Genomic DNA, 19,413 nt, shown 5'->3' with positions numbered 1-19,413 from the left:
AAGTCGTCGTAGACGGCTTCCGGGATAGCTCTTTTTATTGAAATATGCAAAGTTAGGATAATGTTGACAGATTAGCAGTCTTCAGCAAGAAACTTTTCGACACGCGACTTAATCGCGTCCCGAACTGCTCGAAATTGGCTTATGATTTCTTCCTCGGTGCCGGTTGCCTTGGCTGGATCATCGAAGCCCCAATGCCACTTCACGACGTTTTTATTCGAAATCACCGGACAATGTTCGTCTGCATGGCCGCATAACGTAATCACATAGTCAGCCCGATTCAAAATCTCCGGATCGATAACATCCGATGTATGACCGCTAATATCGACGCCAGCTTCCTTCATCACCTGGACGGCACGAGGATTCAGCCCATGTGCCTCCAACCCGGCGCTTTTTACTTCGTACCGATCATTACCGAGCGCCTTCAACCAACCATCCGCCATTTGGCTGCGGCAAGAGTTTCCTGTGCAAAGAAAATAAACGAGTTTTTTGTTATCTGACATGATGATACCTCCTGTTTATGTTAAGCAGCTTCCTTTGAAAAGTACTTTCGCTGAAATCGGAGCGCGACGTTGACCAACGCAATCATCACAGGGACTTCTACAAGAGGTCCGATCACGGCCGCAAATGCAGCGCCGGAATGAATTCCAAAGACCCCAACGGCAACAGCGATTGCCAACTCAAAATTATTTCCCGAGGCGGTAAATGCCAGTGTAGAAGTCACTGGATAGTCAGCTCCGGCTTTTTTGCCCATGAAGAACGAAATCAGGAACATAACGACAAAATAAATTAATAGCGGAATCGCGATCCTCACGACATCCGAAGGCAATTGGATGATCATCTCGCCTTTCAGTGAGAACATGACGATAATCGTAAACAGCAATGCGATAAGTGTGATGGGACTGATTTTTGGAATAAAGACCGTTTCGTACCAGGATCGCCCTTTTGCTTTTACAAGCGAATAGCGAGTAATCATTCCGGCTACAAACGGTATCCCTAAATAAATAAACACGCTCTTGGCGACTTCGACCATCGTAATATCAACAACGACGCCCTCCAACCCGAACCATCCCGGCAAAATCGTAACAAAGATATAGGTGTAGACGGAGTAAAACAAAACTTGAAAGATCGAGTTGAAAGCAACGAGTCCCGCCGCGTACTCGGCATCCCCTCTGCACAAATCATTCCAGACGATAACCATTGCAATACAGCGGGCTAAACCGATCATGATCAGGCCGACCATATATTCTGGATAACCTTGGAGAAAAATTATAGCCAAGAAAAACATTAAGATCGGGCCGATAAGCCAATTTTGAATCAATGAAATGGATAACACTTTGCCATTTCGAAAGACACGGCCGATTTCTTCGTATCGTACTTTCGCCAGCGGCGGATACATCATTAAAATAAGGCCAAGTGCAATCGGTATCGACGTGGTTCCAACTTGAAATTCATTCAAACCGGCGACAAAGTTAGGAAATACGTAACCCAAGCCAATTCCTATCGCCATCGCAATAAAAATCCATAACGTCAAATAGCGATCCAGAAATGAGAGTCGCTTTTTCTTTTGTTTACTCAATTACTGTACACTCCCTTTACTCGCATGTAACTGTCATTCCTCGTTGCTCCAATTTCCGCAGCTCCTCGGACAGATCAGGCAAATGGGACAGAGCATAACCAATTTCCTCTAACCGCTTCTCGTTGATCGAATAGAACACCCATTGCCCCTTTCGCGTTTCGCGGACCAATTCAGCCGTTTTTAGACGGCTTACATGTTTAGAAATGGCTGGCTGGGAAATGTTAAAGATGGGAACCAGTTCACACACGCAGCAATCGCGAATACGGAGCAAAGAGAGGATTTTCAACCTTGTCGGATCGGCTAGAGCTTTCAGAATATCCGCTATCTTTTCAAATTCCATTGTCATGATTATCACCCCATATTAAAACCATATAACCATATTGTTATTTGTATTAAAAAAAGTCAATACCGAAATTTACGCCCTCCTCATAACCCATTTCCTGAGATAAAGGTAAAGTTAATACTTGCAAATTGCAAATAAATGCGGTATAACTGTTTCATGAGAGGTGAGGCACCGTGGAAAATGTGGAAAATGTACGTGAATTATTTCAAATCATGACTCGTCGCTTTGGCTTTCTGAATAAAAACTGCTGTTCTGCCGGCGGCTGTGACATCTCCGTCATTCAAAGCCATATCCTTTACGAAATTGATCGTCAGCATAAGCCTTCTATTCAGCAAGTAGCAGAGACATTAGGGACAGATATCACGACATTTAGCAGACAGGTCCAATCGTTAATCAAGATGAATTTAGTCAAGAAAACGCCCGATCCAAACGACCGGAGGGTGCATCTTCTTTCCTTAACGACGGAAGGCAAATATGTTGCGGGGGCGATTGACCGGCAAATGAATGACTATTTCAACGAAATCTTTTCACACATGAACGATTTTGAAAAAGATACGGTCATACGCTCGATCAAACTATTAAACGAAGCGATGGCGAAATCCAGCCAATGCTGTTCAGCCCCTTTTTGAGGGTGTCTTTTTTCTATAATACTTGCAATTTGCAAATATTTAAAATGAAGGAGAGAGGATTCATGAATCAATTAAAGAATGATCAAATTCGCCAAAATGTACGCAGCCGGTATAAGGAAATCGCCTTGCAAGAAGTGGAGTCGGGCTCGTGCTGTTCACCAGCTTCAAGCTGCTGCGGATCGGCTAATGGCGTATCTTCGCAGCTGGGCTATTCTACTGAAGAATTAACGGCGGTTCCGGCCGGCGCGAACCTTGGCTTAGGTTGCGGCAATCCGCAAGCCATCGCGGAGCTGAAACCGGGAGAAGTCGTATTGGATCTTGGCAGCGGCGGCGGTTTCGATTGTTTTCTGGCGTCTCGACAGGTTGGGGACACCGGCTATGTGATCGGGGTCGATATGACGCCGGAAATGGTGAGTCGCGCTCGCAGCAACGCCGTCAAAGGAGGATTCACGAACACGGATTTTCGGCTAGGGGAGATCGAGCATTTACCGGTCCCGGATCAAACGGTGGATGTGATCATTTCCAACTGCGTCATCAATCTTTCGCCGGATAAACAGCAAGTCTTTGACGAAGCATTCCGTGTCCTGCGATCCGGCGGGCGTCTGGCCATTTCCGATGTTGTCACAACGGCAGAGCTTCCGGCGGAAATCAAAAACGACCTGGATGTTTTATATTCAGGGTGCATATCCGGAGCTTCGTCGGTTGACGAACTAAAAACGATGCTTGCACAAAGTGGATTTAAGGGTATCGCAGTCGAGCCAAAAGAGGAATCCCGGACGTTTATTAAAGATTGGGTTCCTGGGTCGAAGGTAGAAGACTATATCGTCTCGGCAGTCATTAAAGCTGTCAAACCATAAGATTCATAGGGAATGGCAAGGGCGAGAGGTCCTAGGAACCGTGACGCGAGTCAATCCCGGCGCACGGCGGGCGCGCCTTCAGACCGAGTCCGGACCGGAATGGATCGCGTTCGCGGGCATGATGGGGCCGCGGCCGATTCGCCGGATTAACGGCGGGTAAATTTGTGCAAAACCAAGGTAAAACCAAAGAAGCTGCTGATCTGCCGCTGGCAGGTCGGGAGCTTTTTTTGTTAACGCCAGGTGAAATCAATTTGCTTGCTTCTGAAATGGAAGTGGGCGGGAAAACGTCATTTTTTAGGAAAGAAGTCGCCGACCAAGGCAGGATGGCATGACGTAAAAGCGTCACCCGGGATGCTGGAAAAACGCTAGTCCCAAGCTGGGACCTGGGAAGCTTTTTTTGCGATGGGCTGTAACGGAAGCAAATCGCGAAAAACCGCAGAATGACGCGATTTTCGGACAAGACTTTGGTATCAATTTTGTAACCATTATGGAAAAGGGTGTAAAAATTGAGCGAAACCTAGATGAATTTTGCACGTCTATTATCACGAAATGACCCAACCGGGCAAGTATGCCGAAAATCCGTATCCCCCCGGAAAACAGACCCAACTGTAAAACACTCCCATCAGCCTAGTTACACGACAGGTCCGCTTGGTTCATGATTAAAAGTGATTTTGAGAAGCGGAGGTGCGAATCGGCCATACTGGATCATCACCTGCATAGCTGCATAGAAAGCGGCAGTACGTAAGATCGCTGCCTCATAGGAGAGGCCGGGCACGGCAGGGGCTTCGATCTTTTCGGAACTTGCACGAGAAGAAGAACAGCGAGGTGAACTAAGGGTAAATCCGATGACGACATTAGCGAAAAAACGATTAGCGATCGGGCTCGTTCTGGCAGGCCTCTTGATCGCAGGCTGCGTGGTGCTGGTCGTATTAAACTGGCCGCCGCCCCATTACAGCTATGCGGCAGAGGACGGAACCGAGCTGAAGTTCCGCACCGAAGGCGACAAATTTCTAGCCTATGACGGCGAGAGCCGCTGGGAGGAAATGTTCGTCAAAGGCGTCAACCTGGGGGCGACGGTACCGGGACATTTTCCTGGGGAATTTCCGATCACGGAAGACGACTACTTGCGCTGGTTCCAACAAATTGACGATATGGGCGCAAACGTCATTCGCATTTATACGGTGCACAACCCGGTGTTCTACAAGGCGCTAGTCAAATACAACCGGGACAAAGGGAAGGATCCCCTTTATTTCATTCAAGGGATCTGGTCGCCGGAAGAGCAGCTCATCGAGCAGCAGGACGCTTATATTCCGGGGATCAAGGAAGCCTTTCATCGGGAGATCGAAAAAGCGGTCAAAGCCGTATACGGTGATTTGAAGGCGCCCAAGCAACCGGGAACGTCGGGCGGCAAATATACTGCCAATGCCGGTCCTTATTTGATGGCCTGGCATATCGGCACCGAATGGGACCCGGAAATGGTGGACAATACGAACCGCAAGCACGCTGATATTACGCCGTATCAAGGGCAGTATTTTGCGGCGACCGAGGAGGCCACACCGTTTGAGAGCTGGCTCGCGGAACTGGTGGACGACACGGCCCGGAAGGAGCGAACTTACGGGTGGGAGCATCCGATCACGTTTACGAATTGGGTGACCACGGACGTGCTGGAGCATCCTGGCGAACCGCTGTTCGAGGAGGATCTGGTCAGCGTGGATGCAACCCATATTCAGCCGGTGAAATGGGAAGCGGGATATTTCGCTGCCTATCATGCGTATCCGTATTATCCCGACTTTTTCCATCTGGATAAGACGCTCGAGACGATTCCGGACGGGAATGGGGATTTCAACACCTATAAAGCTTACTTACAGGAGCTCAAAGCTTACTATAAGGACATCCCGGTAATGATTACCGAATATGGCGTCCCGTCTTCGCTGGGCGTTTCCCACCTCGGCCGAGGGGGGCGGAACCAGGGGGGCCACAACGAACAAGAGCAAGGCGAAATCAACGTCTCCCTGACGAAGGATATTTACGATACCGGGTATGCCGGCGCGATCTTGTTCATGTGGCAGGACGAATGGTTTAAGAAGACGTGGAATACGATGCGCTTTGAGATCCCAGAGGATCGGCGCGCCTTTTGGCTGAATGTGCTCACCAACGAAAAACAATTTGGCCTGTTGGCCATGGGCCCCGGGAAAGAAGACGACCTCATCATCGATGGCAAGCTGGACAATTGGGACGCGCTGCCGGAGGGAGAGGTCCAAGCCTGGGATCAACCAGCGGCTGGAATCGACCGGCTGCAGGTAACGCACGATGAAGCTTACGTTTATGTCGGGCTGCGGCTCAGCGAGCCGTTCGCCCCTGCTAAGCGGTTGATCCGGCTGGGTGCGAATACGCAACCTGGCGGCAACCAGCCGGTGTCGGAGATGCCGGGGCTGCGGTTAAACGATGGCCTCGAGGCGATCGTAAATATCGGGAGCGATGAGGAGACCGAAGTGCGGGTGGCGCCAAGCTACGATTTCCACCGCCGGCTTTATGGGCGGTACGGGTATTGGATGCTGGACGATCCCACCGAGGAACAAACCGTGCAGTTTCAACCCTGGAAGCTGGCGGTCAGCTTGACCATGACGCCTCCTGATACCCGATCGGCCCATCCGTTTCAGGACATGACCGTCGGTCAGCTGATTCGCGGCACAACCGACCCGGGGAGCGGTGATTTCAACTCACTTGCTTCTTGGCAGTACAGCGGCAATGAGGTAGAACTGCGCATCCCTTGGATGCTGCTGGGCTTCGCGGATCCCAGCTCGCGACAAGTCATCGACTACCGGCCTTTGAAGGAGGACCGCGCTTTCTCGACGACCGAGACGGACGGCATCACCTTCGTGCCTTGGATCGGGGAGCGGAGTGAATCGGGGACGGATAGCGGTGACAGTGGGGAGAATGTCTCTTTGGACACGTTCCCGAAATATGTATGGCAGCCATGGGAAACCGTGCAGTACACCGAGCGGCTCAAGTCTGGTTATTACGCCCTGCAGGCGTTCTACCGCAGCTTGCCAGACCGCCGGACCACGGGAGAATAACCAGGTGCCGAGAGGAGGAAATGAAGATGGCGGGTCAGCATCTTGGCCTGGCAATTGCCTTTATTTATGTATGCCTGGGGCTGATCGGCATAGGCATACTGCTCTTGTTTTACTTGAAGATCCGGCATTTGCGCATTCAGCGCAAAACGAAGGAATACTTGCAGAAGCATCAGGACTATTTCCTGTTCCTTCAGGCTCATTTGGGCGATGCCGAGGAGCTTCCGCTGCCGCCGGGCAAGCTGACTGAGCTGGAACGACGGGTGATCCAACAGCGGGTAACCGAATGGATCGAACAATTTAAGGGCGATCTGCAGCAGAAGCTGATCGCATTATGTTACAACGCCGGCTTTGTCCAGCAGGACCTGAAGCTGCTCGACAGCTTGTTTTACGGTCGGCGTATTGCCGCCGCCTACCGGCTTGGCGGGATGCGGGCGGCAGAGGCGGTGCCGCGGCTGCTGGAGATGCTGAAGCATCAGAAATACAGCCCGCTGAGCATCGTGATCGCCCGCTCGATTGCCAAGAGCGCGGAGTATGAGCAGCAGCTCAGAGACATGCTGATCTATCTGATGCGCCACGGCAAGCCGATTCACCACCTCGCCGCTGATATTCTGATGGAAACGCGGCTTGACACCAGCCGGCTTCTGCTTCAGTTGATGAAGGAGGATAACCCGGATCTGGTGAAGGTGGCGATGGCTGCGATGCGTGGACAAGAAATGCCGGGGCAAGTCCCGGCGCTGGGGCGTTATGCGTTTGCGCTTGAGAGGAGGGAGACCACTGCTTAGAGATATTTTGCTGATTTATGGTCTGTTTGCGACGTATTACGTCATGTCGGTTAACTTGATTTATTTTTCGATTATGACGTTCTCGTTCCGCCAAATTCTGACGATCTTCCGCCGGGCGGCCTATTCGAAATACAACACGCTGTCCGGCTCCGAGCTGGTACCGCCGGTCTCGCTGCTGGTGCCAGCCTTTAACGAGGAGCTCACGGTCATCGAGAATGTGCAATGCCTGCTGACCCTCAATTATCCGACCTATGAGGTCATCGTCATTAACGACGGGTCGAAGGATAACACGCTGGGCGTGCTGCGGGAAGAATTTGAGCTGATGCCGCTCCCGAATCCAGACGTTCGTCACACGATCGACTGCCAACCGATTACGGCGGTGTACCACAATCCGAAGTACCCGCATCTGTACGTCATCGACAAACCGAACGGCGGTAAAGCCGATTCGCTGAATGCCGGCATCAACCTGGCGCATTATCCGCTCATTTCTTCGATTGATGCCGACTCGTTGCTGGAGAAGGACGCGTTGATCCGGATGGCCCGGATGTATATGGAAAATCCGGAGGAAACGGTGGCCATCGGCGGCGACGTGCGGATTGCCAACGGCTGCGTGATTGAGAACGGGGCAGTGAAAGAGGTTTCGCTGCCTCGCAAAATCTGGCCGATGTTCCAGGCCACGGAATACTTGAAGGCGTTCCTCGGCGGCCGGATCGGCTGGAGCTCCATCAATGGGCTGATCATCGTCTCGGGAGCGTTTGGCCTGTTCCGCAAGGATTACGTTATTGCCGTCGGCGGTTATCGCGGCGGGTATCCCGGCGAGGATATGAACATCATCATCAAGCTTCATCGCTACATGCTGGAGAACAAGCTGAAGTACCGCATCGCGTTCTGTCCGGAGGCGGTGTGCTGGACGCAGGCGCCGGACACGTACCGGATTCTGTCGAACCAGCGCAAGCGTTGGGGCCGCGGGAACCTGAAGAACATGATCGAGAACTACGACATGGCCTTTAATCCGAGATACAAGGTGATGGGGCTTCTGACGATGCCGTACAACATTATTTTTGAAGCGCTGAACCCTTATTTTAAAATCACGGGGCTGCTCGCCCTGATTGGGTACACGCTGATGGACATGACGCACTGGCGGATTCTTGCGATCTTCTGGCTGATCAACTTCCTCAGCGGTTACGTGCTCAGTATCGGGGCGCTCTTACTGGAGGAACTGGCGTTCAAACGATTCGACAAGCTGTCGGATTTGTGCAAGCTGTTGTTGTTCTCGGCGCTAAAGTTTTTCGGTTACGCGCAGCTCGGGGGATTGTGGCGCATCCAGGGACATATCCAGTTTATGCGCAATAACAACTCCTGGGGGACGATGACCCGTCAAAGCTGGCAGGACAAGGGAGATTCGGCTGCCAAAGCGGCCAAGCCGGCCAAGTCAGCCTAGTGATCAGGGAGCTCCCCTCCCCCGCTTTGCGGCGGTTGCCGGAAAGGAGATGATAGGGCAAAGGAAGGCTTGGATCCAAGAAGTAACCAAACTTAAGGATAAACTTACGGAAGAAGAAAGGCGGGAATGAATGATGTCAAACCTGACAGCACTGCATAACCAAACGGAACAATCCGGCTTATACGCCGGCATGGGGCAACGCGTGAGGGAAACAGCCAGCGAGGTGAACGGGGTGTTATTCATTTATTCCGCAGGCGGCCCCTTTTACGTGGCATCCCAGGTGCGGGGAATTTTGGAGTCTGAACCTGGACTTCAGTTTGATGTATGGAGCGGGGATGAGCCAGGAAGCGTGGCGGTGCTGCTGCCAGGCCTGACGCTGGATGCCGTTCACTATCAAGGCTTGCGCCTGAAGCAGCAGCTGCAGGAGCGCATTGCCGACTATCGTCCGCGGATGGCGCTGGCCAGCTTCACTTCGCGGGCAGCGATTACCCCGCAGGTGCTGAGTCAAATCGAGGAAAAAGCCAAGCAGAACTACTCCGATGATATTTATATTTTTACCAAGGCCGATATGCTGCTCGTCAAAAGCCGAATTCTCATCGTCGAAGGAGATCCGGCGGTACGCGAATTCCTTCAAATCCGGCTGAATATGCAGGGCTATGAAACGATGACAGCCGATAACGGCTTAACCGCCCTGGACTTGATCGCCGATTGGAAACCGGATCTGGTGCTGACGGAGCTGAATCTGTACGGTATCGATGGACTGCCGTATATCCATCAAATTCAGAAAGTCGGCAACGAGCAAATGCCTAAAATCGTTGTGCTTACGGAGCAGCGGGTCGAGAAAACGATCAGCTTATGCTTCCAAAACGGGGTAGACGATTATATCACCAAGCCGTTCTCCCCGGTTGAACTCGACGCGCGAATTCGCCGTTGCATCCAATAATATCTGATTCCAATACAGAGAACATAATGGAGGTAGAAACCTGTGAACAATCATTACCAGAAGCTGATGAATGCGATTGAATCGAAGACCGCCGTACTGGGCGTAGTGGGTTTAGGTTATGTCGGCTTGCCGCTGGCAGTGGAAATGGTGAAGCAAGGATTCCGAGTGGTGGGCATCGATCTGGATACATCAAAAATCGAGAAAATCCACCGCGGAGAATCGTATATTCACGATATCCCGTCCGAAACGCTGGCCGAAGTGATGGCTACAGGGCGATTCCAGGCAACCACGGATTACGCGGTACTGTCCGAAATTAACGCGGTCAGCATCTGCGTGCCGACGCCGCTGAGCGAAAATCAGGATCCCGATACCTCCTATATCGTCACCGTGGTGGATCAGTTGAAGCGGTATATGAAAAAAGGCATGCTGATTACGCTGGAAAGCACAACTTATCCGGGGACGACGGAAGAGCTGATTCAGCGCGAGCTGGAGAAGCTGGACTATACGGTTGGCGAGGACTTCTTCCTCTGCTTCTCGCCGGAGCGGGTCGATCCGTCCAATCCGAAATTTAATACCTACAACACGCCGAAAGTCATCGGAGGAACCACCAAGGCTTGCTTGGATTTGGGGACGGCACTGTATTCCCAATATGTCCAAACGGTTGTTCCTGTGTCCTCGCCTAAAGTGGCGGAAATGTCCAAGCTGCTGGAGAACACGTTCCGCAGCGTGAATATCGCTTTTGTGAATGAAATGGCCATGATGTGCGATCGCATGGGCATCGACATTTGGGAAGTCATCGACGCGGCGAAGACCAAGCCGTTCGGCTTTATGCCGTTCTATCCGGGACCAGGCATCGGCGGCCACTGCATCCCGCTGGATCCGATGTACCTGAGCTGGAAAGCGAAGGGCTTCCGGTTCTACAGCCAATTCATCGAGCTGGCGCAGTCGACCAACGACAACATGCCTTATTATGTCGTGAATAAAACGTCCAAAATCATGAACGAATACGCCAAATCGATTAAGAAATCCCGCATCTTGATCCTTGGCATGGCGTACAAGCCCGATATCGCCGACCTGCGCGAATCGCCGGGATTGTCCGTGTACGAGCTGTTTAAGGACAGCGGCGCCAAGGTGGACTATTACGACCCGTATGCGACAAGCTTCCGTGAAAAATCCGGCGGCGTGGTGCACAGCGTCGAATACGATCTCGATAAATTCAAAGCCTACGACTGCATCGTCTTGGTGACGAATCACAGCAACTTCGATTATGAAGGAATCGCTCACCTCGGCGTGCCGATCGTGGATACGCGCAATGCGTTCCGCGATTATCCGCTGCCGCATGTGTATAAGATCGGCCACTCCGTTGCGCATATCAAGGAAGAGTCCCCAGCGCTGATCGTAGGTTAAGGATACGAGGATTGATGCTCAAAAAACCGATCTTCGTCCGCCTTCGGGCGTTGTCGGGAAGCAAGCGGCCGGCCCTGCTTGCGCTTGGCGGGATGCTGTTGATGGCTTTGCTTATGTTATTGGCCTTTATCCGGCCATCGGGTTCACATGCGAAGGCGACCTGGATTTGGGAGACGAAGGTTATCGAACAGCAACCGGGTGAGCTGCTGAACTTTGTCCGCGGGCAGGGTGTGGACACGATCTTCTTGCAAATTGGCAGCGGGGTGGAGCAGGACAGTTACCGCAGCTTCATCCGTGCTGCCGCCCAAGCAGGCATCCAGGTGCATGCCTTAAGCGGTCATCCGGAGTGGGCGCTGCGGGAGCACCGGGATGAAGCCGAGGCGTTTCTGAAATGGGTGATCGACTTCAACCGGGAAGGGAAGCCGGAGGAGCGGTTTGCCGGCGTCCAACTGGACGTTGAGCCCTACCTGCTGGACCGATGGCAGAAGGATCAAGAAGCCGTGGTAGAGCAGTGGATGGAGGGCGTCCGCGTCTGGACCGAAGAGGCGAGATATAACGATCTTGCGATCGGTGCGGCCGTTCCGTTCTGGCTGGATCGGATCGACCACCCGAGCGGGGCCTTGCAGCTGCCGCTGGGCGATTGGATGGTAGATCAGTTCGATTATTTGGCAATTATGGCCTACCGGGATGCCGCAGGTCGCATCTATGAAATCTCGCAGCGTACGCTGAATGAAGCGGATCGGCAAAAGAAACGGGTCTGGGTGGGCGTCGAGCTGGGCGAGAGCCGGGAAGGGCCCGGCGTTTCCTTCCATGATCAGCCGCTTGCTTCGCTAGACCGGGAGATGAAAAGGTTGGAGGAGCTGGGAAAAAGGCACGGCTCGTTTGCCGGGATTGCCGTTCACAGCTACGAGGCTTGGCATCGTAAACTCCGCGGGCCGTAATACGGAAGATATAGACGGGGCAGCCTTTGTTTTGATCTTGGTTAGGACAGTCTTCTCTGTTTTTGCTATAATAAAGTTAATTGGCAGTTGTGGAAATGGAGAGATTGGCATGATCCTGCATAAAGGCGAAATCTTGTTCCGTCAAGGGGACGATGGTTCTTTTCTATACCATATTAAGAGCGGGCTGTTTAAGGTAACGCGTCTGCACCCGAACGGGAACATGGTTTTGTTTAATATTTTGTACCCGGGGGAAACGGTACCGCATCATTCCTTGATTACCCCGAAAGAGGTGCACGGGACGGCGATCGCTCTCATGCGCAGCGAGGTTGAAGCGATCCCTGCGCAGGTATGGTATCGCGAGCTTCAGGAGGATCCGAAGAAGCCGCTGGAGGTCGCGCAGCTGCTGCAGGAGAAGGTTCGGTTCATGCAGGAGAGGCTTGACCATTTGACGATTGGGACGCCGGCCGAACGGCTGGAGCTGCTGACGAAATGGCTGGGACAGCATGCTCATGGCGTACCTTTGACCGATTATTTGACTCAAGAAGAGATCGGACAGCTGATCGGCGTACGGCGAGAGACGGTGAACCGGTTGCTGCGCAGCCATGGTCACGAACGGTCATAAGAAACGGCTTTACGAACAAAAGCGCGGATAACCGGGATTGCTCCGGTTATCCGCGCTTTTGGTAAGCCGCTTATTCGTCCAGGGTGCCAGCCGGTCCAAAAAATTCAAAGTGAATCCGCTCTTCCGGCACGCCCCATTCCTTCAAGGCGCGGCGAACCGCCTTCATGAAGGGAACCGGGCCGCAGAAGTAAAAGTCGCTGTCAGCTGTCGTAATCGTCTTCAGCCAAGGCAGATCGATATAGCCGGTTTTGTCGCAGCCTTCGCCGGCTTCTGACGTTTCATATACGGTGTAGGCACGCAGATTGTCGTTGATCCGTGCGAGCTCGGCAATATGCTCCTTCATCGCATGGTGCTTCGCGTTGCGAGCGGCGTGGACATAGACGATATCGCGTTTGTTTTCGCCTTGCAGCGCTGCTTCCAACATGCTGACCATCGGCGTAAGACCAACGCCGCCGCTGAGCAACACGAGCGGCAGGTTCGACGATGGATTCAATGTGAAATCGCCGGCCGGCGCGCTAAGTTCGAGCACATCGCCTTCTTCGATCTGGGTATGCAGATAGGTCGAGACAATGCCCGCTGGGCGGTCCTCCGCAGCATCTTCCCGCTTCACTGAAATCCGATAATACGGCTTGCCCGGTGCCGTGGACAGGCTGTAATGGCGCAGATGGGTAAACTCCTGGCCTTCCGGTTTTACACGGACGGTAATGTATTGCCCCGGCTCATAGGCGGCAATCGCTTGGCCGTCCTCCGGCTTCAGATAAAAGGAGGTGATCACGTCGCTCTCCTTAATCTTCCGGTCAACGATGAAGCGGCGGAATCCGCGCCAACCGCCTTCTTTCTGCTCGACTTCGCGGTACATCTCCGCTTCTACGCTGATAAATACGTCCGCAATGACGCCATACGCCTTGGCCCAAGCATCGAGGATTTCTTCGGTGGCGGCGTCACCCAGCACCGTCTTGATGGCGGCGAGCAGGTTCTCGCCGACAATCGGGTATTGATCCGGCTGGATTCCTAGCGCGCGGTGCTTCTGGGCAATGCCGCGAACGACAGGAAGAATCTCTTCCAGGCGGTCGATGTGCGCCGCGGCGGCATACACCGCATTGGCCAGCGCGGTAGGCTGTTTGCCTTGACGTTGGTTGGCATGGTTAAACACGTTCAGCAGCTCGGGATGATTTTTGAACATGGTCTGATAGAAGGTTTTCGTAATCGTTTGTCCATGAACTTCGAGAACCGGCACAGTGGATTTAATGACTTCGATCGTTTTTGAATCAAGCATCGGTGAACCCTCTTTCCTTGATTTTTCGTTCCACCTCAGTATAGGAAGCCTTGAATCGTAAAAAGGTGACTTTCGTCACATCGAAAATTGCCAAAGTGTGAACTGCTACTAAAATGCAATGACATCTATCACATTGTTCGCAGAAAATAAAATAGCTTGTCGTCTGTCCCGTGGAGTCATGATTCGTTTTGTGATATAATATGAATAGAAGAAATTCTAACAGAAAGGATCAGGATACCATGTGTCCCCGAAGGACGAAATCCCAAAGGACGATTTGGAAACGTTGTGATCTCTCTTATACTTAGCTCCTTTCGTAGCTAGTCGGTATTTCGGCGACAAACCTACGAAAGAAGCGTGAAATCATGCGAAGGATGAACTCCTCATGGACTCACTCCGTAGGGTGTTGCCGGATGGTCAACCAAACTACGATAAGAGGGATTCCAAATGAGGACAAAAGCAAGATGGCAAACGTACGGTACTCGGTTATTAATGATGTTAGCAGGGTCTAGTTTATTGGCGTTTACGTATTACCACATCAATTTTCAGAACGGACTGTCGGAAGGCGGATTTGTTGGCCTGGCGTTGCTTGGCAAATACTTGTTTAACCTGCCTCCGGCCTTAACCATGATCGCACTCGATTTGCCGATCGTGGTGCTTGCTTGGTGGCTGAAGGGCCATCGGTTCGTGATGAATACGGTGGTGGCATCACTGACGTTTTCGCTGGTTTATGAGCTGTGCGAGCAATTCTCGCCGCTGACGATGAACCTGCACGGCAATCTGCCGTTGGCCGCATTATTGTCGGGTCTTCTCACCGGTTTCGGGGCGGGACTTGTACTGCGGGCCGGCGGAGCGAGCGGCGGGGACGATATCTTGTCCATGCTGCTAAGCCAGTGGTCCGGCATTAAGATCGGTACGATGTTTATTATCATGGATGCGGTCGTGCTGACGGTCTCATTGTTATATTTACCATTCAAAGAAACGATGTTTACCATATTGGCAGTGCTGATCGCCGGCAAAGTGATCACCTGGACCGTCCATTACGGTCAGGGACAACTGTCGCCGATGCGGCTGCCTTACCACCCAATCAAAGAGAAAACGGCTCGAGCTTAAGGCTCGGGCCGTTTTTTTTTCAAGATTTATTAGGATCTCCAGGATCCCTGCTGCCGGCGGATCAGCACGATTTGTCCGGCGTGGTAGGCATCATGCAGCAACCAGCGGGAGAGCTCGCGTCCGAACGATTCGCCCGTATTGGCGTATGGTGCCCCTAGGGCTTCATCGGTTAAAGAAGCGATCGCCTCGCGCAATTCCTGTTGGATTCGTTTCGTTTCGGCCAGAACGTCGGCCCATGCCGCTTCATCCGAGGTCCCGCCGGTTCCGGCGAAGGTGTCTTCGTTTTTTTCTAAGGCCGGGCCCGGATTGATTCCTCTTAAGCGGCTGAGGATCCGCCCGTTATAATAATTGATGTGATTGACGGTTTGCCAGATCGTATTTCCGCCTCCCGGAGGAGCCCAAGCAGCTTGCTCGGCGGTCAATCCCTCCAATGCTGTCGACAACGGCACGATCCATTCCTCGACATCCCAAGTATTGTCCTTTTGCACAACGAGTAAATCGACGGGGGTAATGCTCATTCCATTTCCTCCTTATCATTGTAACTGGCTAATTACGATTTCAAGGGTTACAATGATATTGTAGCAGAAGAAATGAGAAATGTAACCATTTATTTATTGATTAGGTCGTTACGGATTTGGGGGCTTCGAAGTGGAAACATTATGGAGTGATTTTTTGAACAGCGAGTGGCATGACTGGCGGGGAAGCGGACGCAGCGAAGATCGGCTGGAGAAGCTGAACTGGCAGCAGTGGTTCCTTAATCAATGGCAATTGACTGCTCCTGTGCCGATGCCGGCGGAAGAGGTCTTGGCCATGCGTCATTTTCGGGAACGCCTGCATGCCTTAACGGTCAAACTGGCGGGAGGCGGTAAGATGGAGGAGGCGGATTGGCAGGTGCTCAATAAACATTTGGCGCAGGATCTGGTTACCCGCAGGTTGTCCGGAGAACCGGGAGACATCCGGCTGCAATATGTTCCAGTGACGGAGGACTGGCGCCATGTGCGGGCAGAGATTGCCGCCAGCTTCGGTGAAACGCTGCTTAACGGGGAAACGTCAAGGATTCGCATGTGCGATAACCCCGATTGCCGCTGGTTTTTTTACGATGACACGCGCAACCGGACGAAGAAATACTGCGAAGACAAGACGTGCGGCAACCTGATGAAGGTACGGCGGTTTCGCGCCCGGAAGAAGACTGGAATCGATCAAAGCGAGCAATAGCGATTCTTCTATAAATAACAAGAAACAGGCGGCCGAGAGGGGCTGCCTGTTTCTTGTTGGGGTATTTACTTTTGCGATTTTGGCGCGTCTTCAAACAGATACAGATATTCGCCGTACCCTTCCTTCTCCAGATCGGCCTTCGGCACGAAGCGGAGCGCTGCGGAATTGATGCAATAGCGGAGTCCCGTTGGTTCTGGGCCGTCCTCGAAGACGTGGCCCAGATGGGAATCACCCAGCCGGCTGCGCACTTCAGTGCGAATCATAAAATGGCTGGTATCGGTTCTCTCCTTGATGTGGTAGCTCCGGATCGGGCGGGTAAAGCTCGGCCAACCGCAGCCGGCATCGTATTTGTCACGGGAGCTGAACAACGGCTCGCCGGAAACGACATCGACGTAAATGCCTTCTTCCTCATGGTCCCAATACTCTCCGGTAAAAGGACGCTCGGTCGCATTATTTTGCGTGACCTCATATTGGATCGGCGTCAGCTTGCGCTTCAGCTCTTCCCGATCGGCAGGGCCGGACCAGTGGCGCTCCAGGAAATCCTCGCGGCCGGAGCCTTTGCGATACAGCCGGTAGTGTCCCGGATTCTTCTTATGGTATTGCTGATGATACTCCTCGGCAGGATAGAATGGGGCTGCCGGCAGAATCGGGGTGACAATCGGTTTATCGAAGCGGCCGCTTTGCGCAAGCTCTTGCTTGGAAGCTTCCGCTTCCAGACGCTGCTGCTCATCATGATAAAATATCGCGGTCCGGTACGAATCGCCGCGGTCATGGAATTGGCCGCCTTCGTCCGTTGGATCAATTTGCTGCCAATACAACTCCAGCAGCTTGCGGTAAGGAAAGATGTCCGGGTCGTACGTAATTTGCACGGCTTCGTAATGCCCGGTATTCCCGGCGCAAACCTCCTCGTATGTAGGGTTCACCGTATGACCGCCGGTATATCCAGAAATAATGCCGTGAACGCCGGGCAGTTCCTCGAATGGTGATACCATGCACCAGAAGCAGCCTCCGGCAAACGTGGCTAATTTGAGATTGGAATTTGATGATGGACTCATTTGGGATCCCTCCATTTCATCACTATTATAACTTGTTTTGGCACAAAGCCAAAATGATAGCATAAAAGGCTGGTTCTCTCGTAAAGTGCGTGCTATAATATAACTCAATAAAACATGCATGGTTCCCAAAGGGGAGTAGCTGTTACAATAAAGTCGTCATTACGGGAGTTATACATACCCCGGCTTTATTGGCAACGAAGAGTTGTTAGCGAGACCTTTGCCCGTAGCGAGTATTGGGTAAAGGTCTTTTTTGATGCGTAAATGCGTCGTGCCCAATACGGACACGGCGTATTTTTTTGGAACGGTGGGATCTTCCCGTAGTCCCAGCCATATCGAACGTCCGATTGTACCGTCTCGCAGCCTTTGCAGGCCAGCGGCAATTGACGTGAATGGCGAGGCCGTTATCCAGAAAAAATAGATCCGTTGCATGGAACATTTAGAAAGGGGAGAGAACATGGACTTACTGTCACCGGAATTTTGGATGGCCTTATTATCCATCGTCCTGATCGACCTCGTCTTAGCCGGGGATAACGCGATCGTCATTGGGCTTGCCGCCCGCAATGTGCCGCAACAGGATCAGAAGAAAGTTATCGTATGGGGGACCCTGGGGGCGATTCTGATCCGGGTGATCATGACACTGCTCGTCGTGCAGCTGCTCAACATCCCGGGTTTACGACTTGCCGGGGGGCTTGCATTAGTCTGGATTGCTTATAAACTGCTGATTGAGGAGAAAAGTCATGAGATCAAGGCCGGAAACCAGATGTGGGCGGCCATCCGCACGATCATCATCGCCGATGCCATGATGGGCCTCGACAACGTGCTTGCGGTAGCTGGCGCGGCGCACGGGGACACCATGCTGGTCATTATCGGTCTGGCCGTATCCGTACCGATTATGGTTTGGGGCAGCACGATGATTTTGAAGCTGACTGAACGCTTTCCGATCGTCATTACGATTGGGGCAGCCGTGCTGGCTTGGACAGCATCCAAGATGATCGTCGAAGAACCGCTGATTCATGACTGGTTCGCCAGCCCTTGGATTAAATACGGCTTCGAGCTGCTCATCATCGCCGCTGTCGTGCTGCTGGGCAAATTCATGAAGAAGCGCAAAGCGCGGCTTCACCAAGCGAAAGCGATGCCGCAGACAAACGGAAGTTAAAGGAAAAACGCATGCAAACAACGCCGCAGGTGGCTGATCATTTGGCCCGTCGCGGCGTTGTTTTTTTGCGATTTTTTGGCTCCGGAGTTAAGTGTTGTTCTCCCGGGCAGATAAACGAAACTGCTTAGGCGACATGCCAAACCGCTTGCGGAACACTTTATGAAAGTAGTTGTAGCTGGGGAAACCGGAGCTTTCCGCAACGTGCTCCAGCGACAGAGGGCTGAAAATAATCCGCTCGCGCGCCATGTTCAGCCGCACCTCCAGCGTGTATTGAATCATGCTGGTGCCAAAGGCCTGCTTGAACAGATGCACCGCCCGCGACACGCTGATGCCGACGTGGGCTGCAGCGTCCTCCAGCTTAAATGGGGAGGAGGCGTTTTCTTCGATATAATTTTTCAGACGGTGGGCAAGATAGGTAGGATAGGTGGGCTGCGGCTGCTCGAGCAAATTCCGTTCGATCTCCAGGCACAGAATCTTCAAGTAGTACTCGGAGATTTCCGGCATCGGGTTGGAGATGCGGCGCTGCTCCAGCATAATCTGCCGGAAGGCCCCAACCATCCCTTCGGACAGGGGAACCTTCAAGCGGTGCGGAAGCGGCCGGCGGTTCCACCAGGACTCGATCCATTCCCCGGACAAAAAAATATGGTAATCTCCGCTGGAAACCACCGGTTCGCCTGTTCCGTTCGTTTCGGCTTCGATTTTCAGCTCGTAAGGGTCCCCGGGGGCAAACAGCAGCAAATCCCCAGGCTCAAGCAACTCCAGCCGCCCGTTTAACCGCGTACGGCATTTGCCTAACGTCTGCAGGCGGATCAGATAATTTTCGTGCCCGTTCGGCTGGGTCGTGTGGAACGGCTTGCGGTGCAACGAATAGCCGGCATGTAAAATTTGCAGGTTTACCTCTTTGTTCATCGGTGTCCTCCACAGGGTTCTCGAAAAAAATGACCAGATTGTTCATGTTTCAATCATATTATTCATTTTACATT

Annotated in this window: 20 protein-coding genes; 13 read left to right on the top strand and 7 right to left on the bottom strand. The window is 52.5% G+C overall.

Annotated features, from left to right (window positions below; all coding sequences use genetic code 11):
• Positions 1 to 71: 71 nt before the first annotated feature.
• From arsC to NSQ80_RS13030, 3 genes are read right to left on the bottom strand one after another with little or no spacing between them, the layout of a single operon-like run.
• Positions 72 to 500: an arsenate reductase (thioredoxin) gene (gene arsC / locus NSQ80_RS13040; protein ID WP_016311639.1), complete on the bottom strand. Its 429-nt coding sequence runs from the start codon at positions 498 to 500 to the stop codon at positions 72 to 74.
• 20 nt (positions 501 to 520) lie between these two features.
• The gene (gene arsB / locus NSQ80_RS13035; RefSeq protein ID WP_016311640.1) at positions 521 to 1,576 is read right to left on the bottom strand and encodes an ACR3 family arsenite efflux transporter; all 1,056 of its coding nucleotides are present in this window, start codon (positions 1,574 to 1,576) and stop codon (positions 521 to 523) included.
• 16 nt (positions 1,577 to 1,592) lie between these two features.
• Positions 1,593 to 1,916, bottom strand: coding sequence for a metalloregulator ArsR/SmtB family transcription factor (locus tag NSQ80_RS13030; protein ID WP_016311641.1), 324 nt, complete (start codon positions 1,914 to 1,916; stop codon positions 1,593 to 1,595).
• A 185-nt stretch (positions 1,917 to 2,101) separates the two neighbouring features.
• On the opposite strand from NSQ80_RS13030, the gene NSQ80_RS13025 reads away from it, so the two are divergent.
• The 10 genes from NSQ80_RS13025 to NSQ80_RS12980 all read left to right on the top strand — a co-directional run bounded on the left by NSQ80_RS13025 (position 2,102) and on the right by NSQ80_RS12980 (position 12,618).
• Complete coding sequence (locus NSQ80_RS13025) at positions 2,102 to 2,548, top strand: MarR family winged helix-turn-helix transcriptional regulator (RefSeq protein ID WP_009225281.1); 447 nt, start codon at positions 2,102 to 2,104, stop codon at positions 2,546 to 2,548.
• Positions 2,549 to 2,610: 62 nt separating this feature from the next.
• Positions 2,611 to 3,405: an arsenite methyltransferase gene (locus NSQ80_RS13020; RefSeq protein WP_339299339.1), complete on the top strand. Its 795-nt coding sequence runs from the start codon at positions 2,611 to 2,613 to the stop codon at positions 3,403 to 3,405.
• A gap of 164 nt (positions 3,406 to 3,569) precedes the next feature.
• Positions 3,570 to 3,737, top strand: a complete 168-nt coding sequence (locus NSQ80_RS13015) for a hypothetical protein (protein WP_157273437.1) — start codon at positions 3,570 to 3,572, stop codon at positions 3,735 to 3,737.
• 513 nt (positions 3,738 to 4,250) lie between these two features.
• Positions 4,251 to 6,482, top strand: coding sequence for a hypothetical protein (locus tag NSQ80_RS13010; protein WP_339299336.1), 2,232 nt, complete (start codon positions 4,251 to 4,253; stop codon positions 6,480 to 6,482).
• Between the two features lie 26 nt (positions 6,483 to 6,508).
• Positions 6,509 to 7,264, top strand: coding sequence for a hypothetical protein (locus NSQ80_RS13005; RefSeq protein ID WP_339299334.1), 756 nt, complete (start codon positions 6,509 to 6,511; stop codon positions 7,262 to 7,264).
• Positions 7,265 to 7,307: 43 nt separating this feature from the next.
• Positions 7,308 to 8,705, top strand: a complete 1,398-nt coding sequence (locus NSQ80_RS13000; protein ID WP_339302171.1) for a glycosyltransferase — start codon at positions 7,308 to 7,310, stop codon at positions 8,703 to 8,705.
• Positions 8,706 to 8,835: 130 nt separating this feature from the next.
• A complete protein-coding gene (locus tag NSQ80_RS12995) occupies positions 8,836 to 9,648 on the top strand; it encodes a response regulator transcription factor (protein WP_323076853.1) in 813 nt (270 codons plus the stop codon).
• A 42-nt stretch (positions 9,649 to 9,690) separates the two neighbouring features.
• Positions 9,691 to 11,055 (top strand): nucleotide sugar dehydrogenase, encoded by a 1,365-nt coding sequence (locus NSQ80_RS12990; RefSeq protein WP_339299332.1) that lies wholly within the window; start codon positions 9,691 to 9,693, stop codon positions 11,053 to 11,055.
• 14 nt (positions 11,056 to 11,069) lie between these two features.
• Positions 11,070 to 11,996, top strand: a complete 927-nt coding sequence (locus NSQ80_RS12985; protein ID WP_323076851.1) for a hypothetical protein — start codon at positions 11,070 to 11,072, stop codon at positions 11,994 to 11,996.
• Positions 11,997 to 12,105: 109 nt separating this feature from the next.
• Complete coding sequence (locus tag NSQ80_RS12980) at positions 12,106 to 12,618, top strand: Crp/Fnr family transcriptional regulator (protein ID WP_009225289.1); 513 nt, start codon at positions 12,106 to 12,108, stop codon at positions 12,616 to 12,618.
• 70 nt (positions 12,619 to 12,688) lie between these two features.
• On the opposite strand, the gene hmpA is transcribed toward NSQ80_RS12980, so the two are convergent.
• On the bottom strand, positions 12,689 to 13,894 hold the full coding sequence (hmpA, locus tag NSQ80_RS12975; RefSeq protein WP_323076850.1) for an NO-inducible flavohemoprotein: 1,206 nt from the start codon (positions 13,892 to 13,894) through the stop codon (positions 12,689 to 12,691).
• A gap of 444 nt (positions 13,895 to 14,338) precedes the next feature.
• On the opposite strand from hmpA, the gene NSQ80_RS12970 reads away from it, so the two are divergent.
• Positions 14,339 to 15,004, top strand: a complete 666-nt coding sequence (locus tag NSQ80_RS12970) for a YitT family protein (RefSeq protein ID WP_323076849.1) — start codon at positions 14,339 to 14,341, stop codon at positions 15,002 to 15,004.
• A 29-nt stretch (positions 15,005 to 15,033) separates the two neighbouring features.
• Here NSQ80_RS12970 and NSQ80_RS12965 read toward each other — a convergent pair whose 3' ends face one another.
• Positions 15,034 to 15,522, bottom strand: a complete 489-nt coding sequence (locus NSQ80_RS12965; protein ID WP_260070913.1) for a DinB family protein — start codon at positions 15,520 to 15,522, stop codon at positions 15,034 to 15,036.
• A 130-nt stretch (positions 15,523 to 15,652) separates the two neighbouring features.
• Between NSQ80_RS12965 and NSQ80_RS12960 the strand changes: the two genes are divergently transcribed.
• On the top strand, positions 15,653 to 16,219 hold the full coding sequence (locus tag NSQ80_RS12960) for a CGNR zinc finger domain-containing protein (RefSeq protein ID WP_339299325.1): 567 nt from the start codon (positions 15,653 to 15,655) through the stop codon (positions 16,217 to 16,219).
• Positions 16,220 to 16,284: 65 nt separating this feature from the next.
• Here NSQ80_RS12960 and msrB read toward each other — a convergent pair whose 3' ends face one another.
• A complete protein-coding gene (gene msrB, locus NSQ80_RS12955; RefSeq protein WP_260070915.1) occupies positions 16,285 to 17,274 on the bottom strand; it encodes a peptide-methionine (R)-S-oxide reductase MsrB in 990 nt (329 codons plus the stop codon).
• A 454-nt stretch (positions 17,275 to 17,728) separates the two neighbouring features.
• Here msrB and NSQ80_RS12950 point away from each other — a divergent pair, with 454 nt between their 5' ends.
• On the top strand, positions 17,729 to 18,430 hold the full coding sequence (locus tag NSQ80_RS12950) for a TerC family protein (RefSeq protein WP_028538289.1): 702 nt from the start codon (positions 17,729 to 17,731) through the stop codon (positions 18,428 to 18,430).
• 87 nt (positions 18,431 to 18,517) lie between these two features.
• Here the strand turns inward: NSQ80_RS12950 and NSQ80_RS12945 are convergent, their stop codons facing one another.
• Positions 18,518 to 19,339, bottom strand: a complete 822-nt coding sequence (locus tag NSQ80_RS12945; RefSeq protein ID WP_009225296.1) for an AraC family transcriptional regulator — start codon at positions 19,337 to 19,339, stop codon at positions 18,518 to 18,520.
• Positions 19,340 to 19,413 lie beyond the last annotated feature (74 nt).

This window comes from Paenibacillus sp. FSL K6-2441 (assembly GCF_037964765.1).
Lineage (GTDB): Bacteria > Bacillota > Bacilli > Paenibacillales > Paenibacillaceae > Fontibacillus > Fontibacillus phoenicis.
Note: the sequence above shows the minus strand (reverse complement) of the source record. Positions and strands in the feature narration are given on the sequence as shown.

What these genes read in the sequence shown, in the direction of transcription:
- NSQ80_RS12995 (WP_323076853.1), top strand. Translation starts at nt 8,836, where the DNA reads ATGATGTCAAACCTGACAGCACTGCATAACCAAACGGAACAATCCGGC.
- msrB (WP_260070915.1), bottom strand. Translation starts at nt 17,274, where the DNA reads ATGAGTCCATCATCAAATTCCAATCTCAAATTAGCCACGTTTGCCGGA.
- NSQ80_RS12965 (WP_260070913.1), bottom strand. Translation starts at nt 15,522, where the DNA reads ATGAGCATTACCCCCGTCGATTTACTCGTTGTGCAAAAGGACAATACT.
- NSQ80_RS13005 (WP_339299334.1), top strand. Translation starts at nt 6,509, where the DNA reads ATGGCGGGTCAGCATCTTGGCCTGGCAATTGCCTTTATTTATGTATGC.
- NSQ80_RS12950 (WP_028538289.1), top strand. Translation starts at nt 17,729, where the DNA reads ATGGACTTACTGTCACCGGAATTTTGGATGGCCTTATTATCCATCGTC.
- NSQ80_RS13010 (WP_339299336.1), top strand. Translation starts at nt 4,251, where the DNA reads ATGACGACATTAGCGAAAAAACGATTAGCGATCGGGCTCGTTCTGGCA.
- NSQ80_RS13000 (WP_339302171.1), top strand. Translation starts at nt 7,308, where the DNA reads ATGTCGGTTAACTTGATTTATTTTTCGATTATGACGTTCTCGTTCCGC.
- NSQ80_RS12945 (WP_009225296.1), bottom strand. Translation starts at nt 19,339, where the DNA reads ATGAACAAAGAGGTAAACCTGCAAATTTTACATGCCGGCTATTCGTTG.
- NSQ80_RS12985 (WP_323076851.1), top strand. Translation starts at nt 11,070, where the DNA reads ATGCTCAAAAAACCGATCTTCGTCCGCCTTCGGGCGTTGTCGGGAAGC.
- NSQ80_RS13030 (WP_016311641.1), bottom strand. Translation starts at nt 1,916, where the DNA reads ATGGAATTTGAAAAGATAGCGGATATTCTGAAAGCTCTAGCCGATCCG.
- NSQ80_RS13020 (WP_339299339.1), top strand. Translation starts at nt 2,611, where the DNA reads ATGAATCAATTAAAGAATGATCAAATTCGCCAAAATGTACGCAGCCGG.
- hmpA (WP_323076850.1), bottom strand. Translation starts at nt 13,894, where the DNA reads ATGCTTGATTCAAAAACGATCGAAGTCATTAAATCCACTGTGCCGGTT.
- NSQ80_RS12970 (WP_323076849.1), top strand. Translation starts at nt 14,339, where the DNA reads ATGAGGACAAAAGCAAGATGGCAAACGTACGGTACTCGGTTATTAATG.
- arsC (WP_016311639.1), bottom strand. Translation starts at nt 500, where the DNA reads ATGTCAGATAACAAAAAACTCGTTTATTTTCTTTGCACAGGAAACTCT.
- NSQ80_RS12980 (WP_009225289.1), top strand. Translation starts at nt 12,106, where the DNA reads ATGATCCTGCATAAAGGCGAAATCTTGTTCCGTCAAGGGGACGATGGT.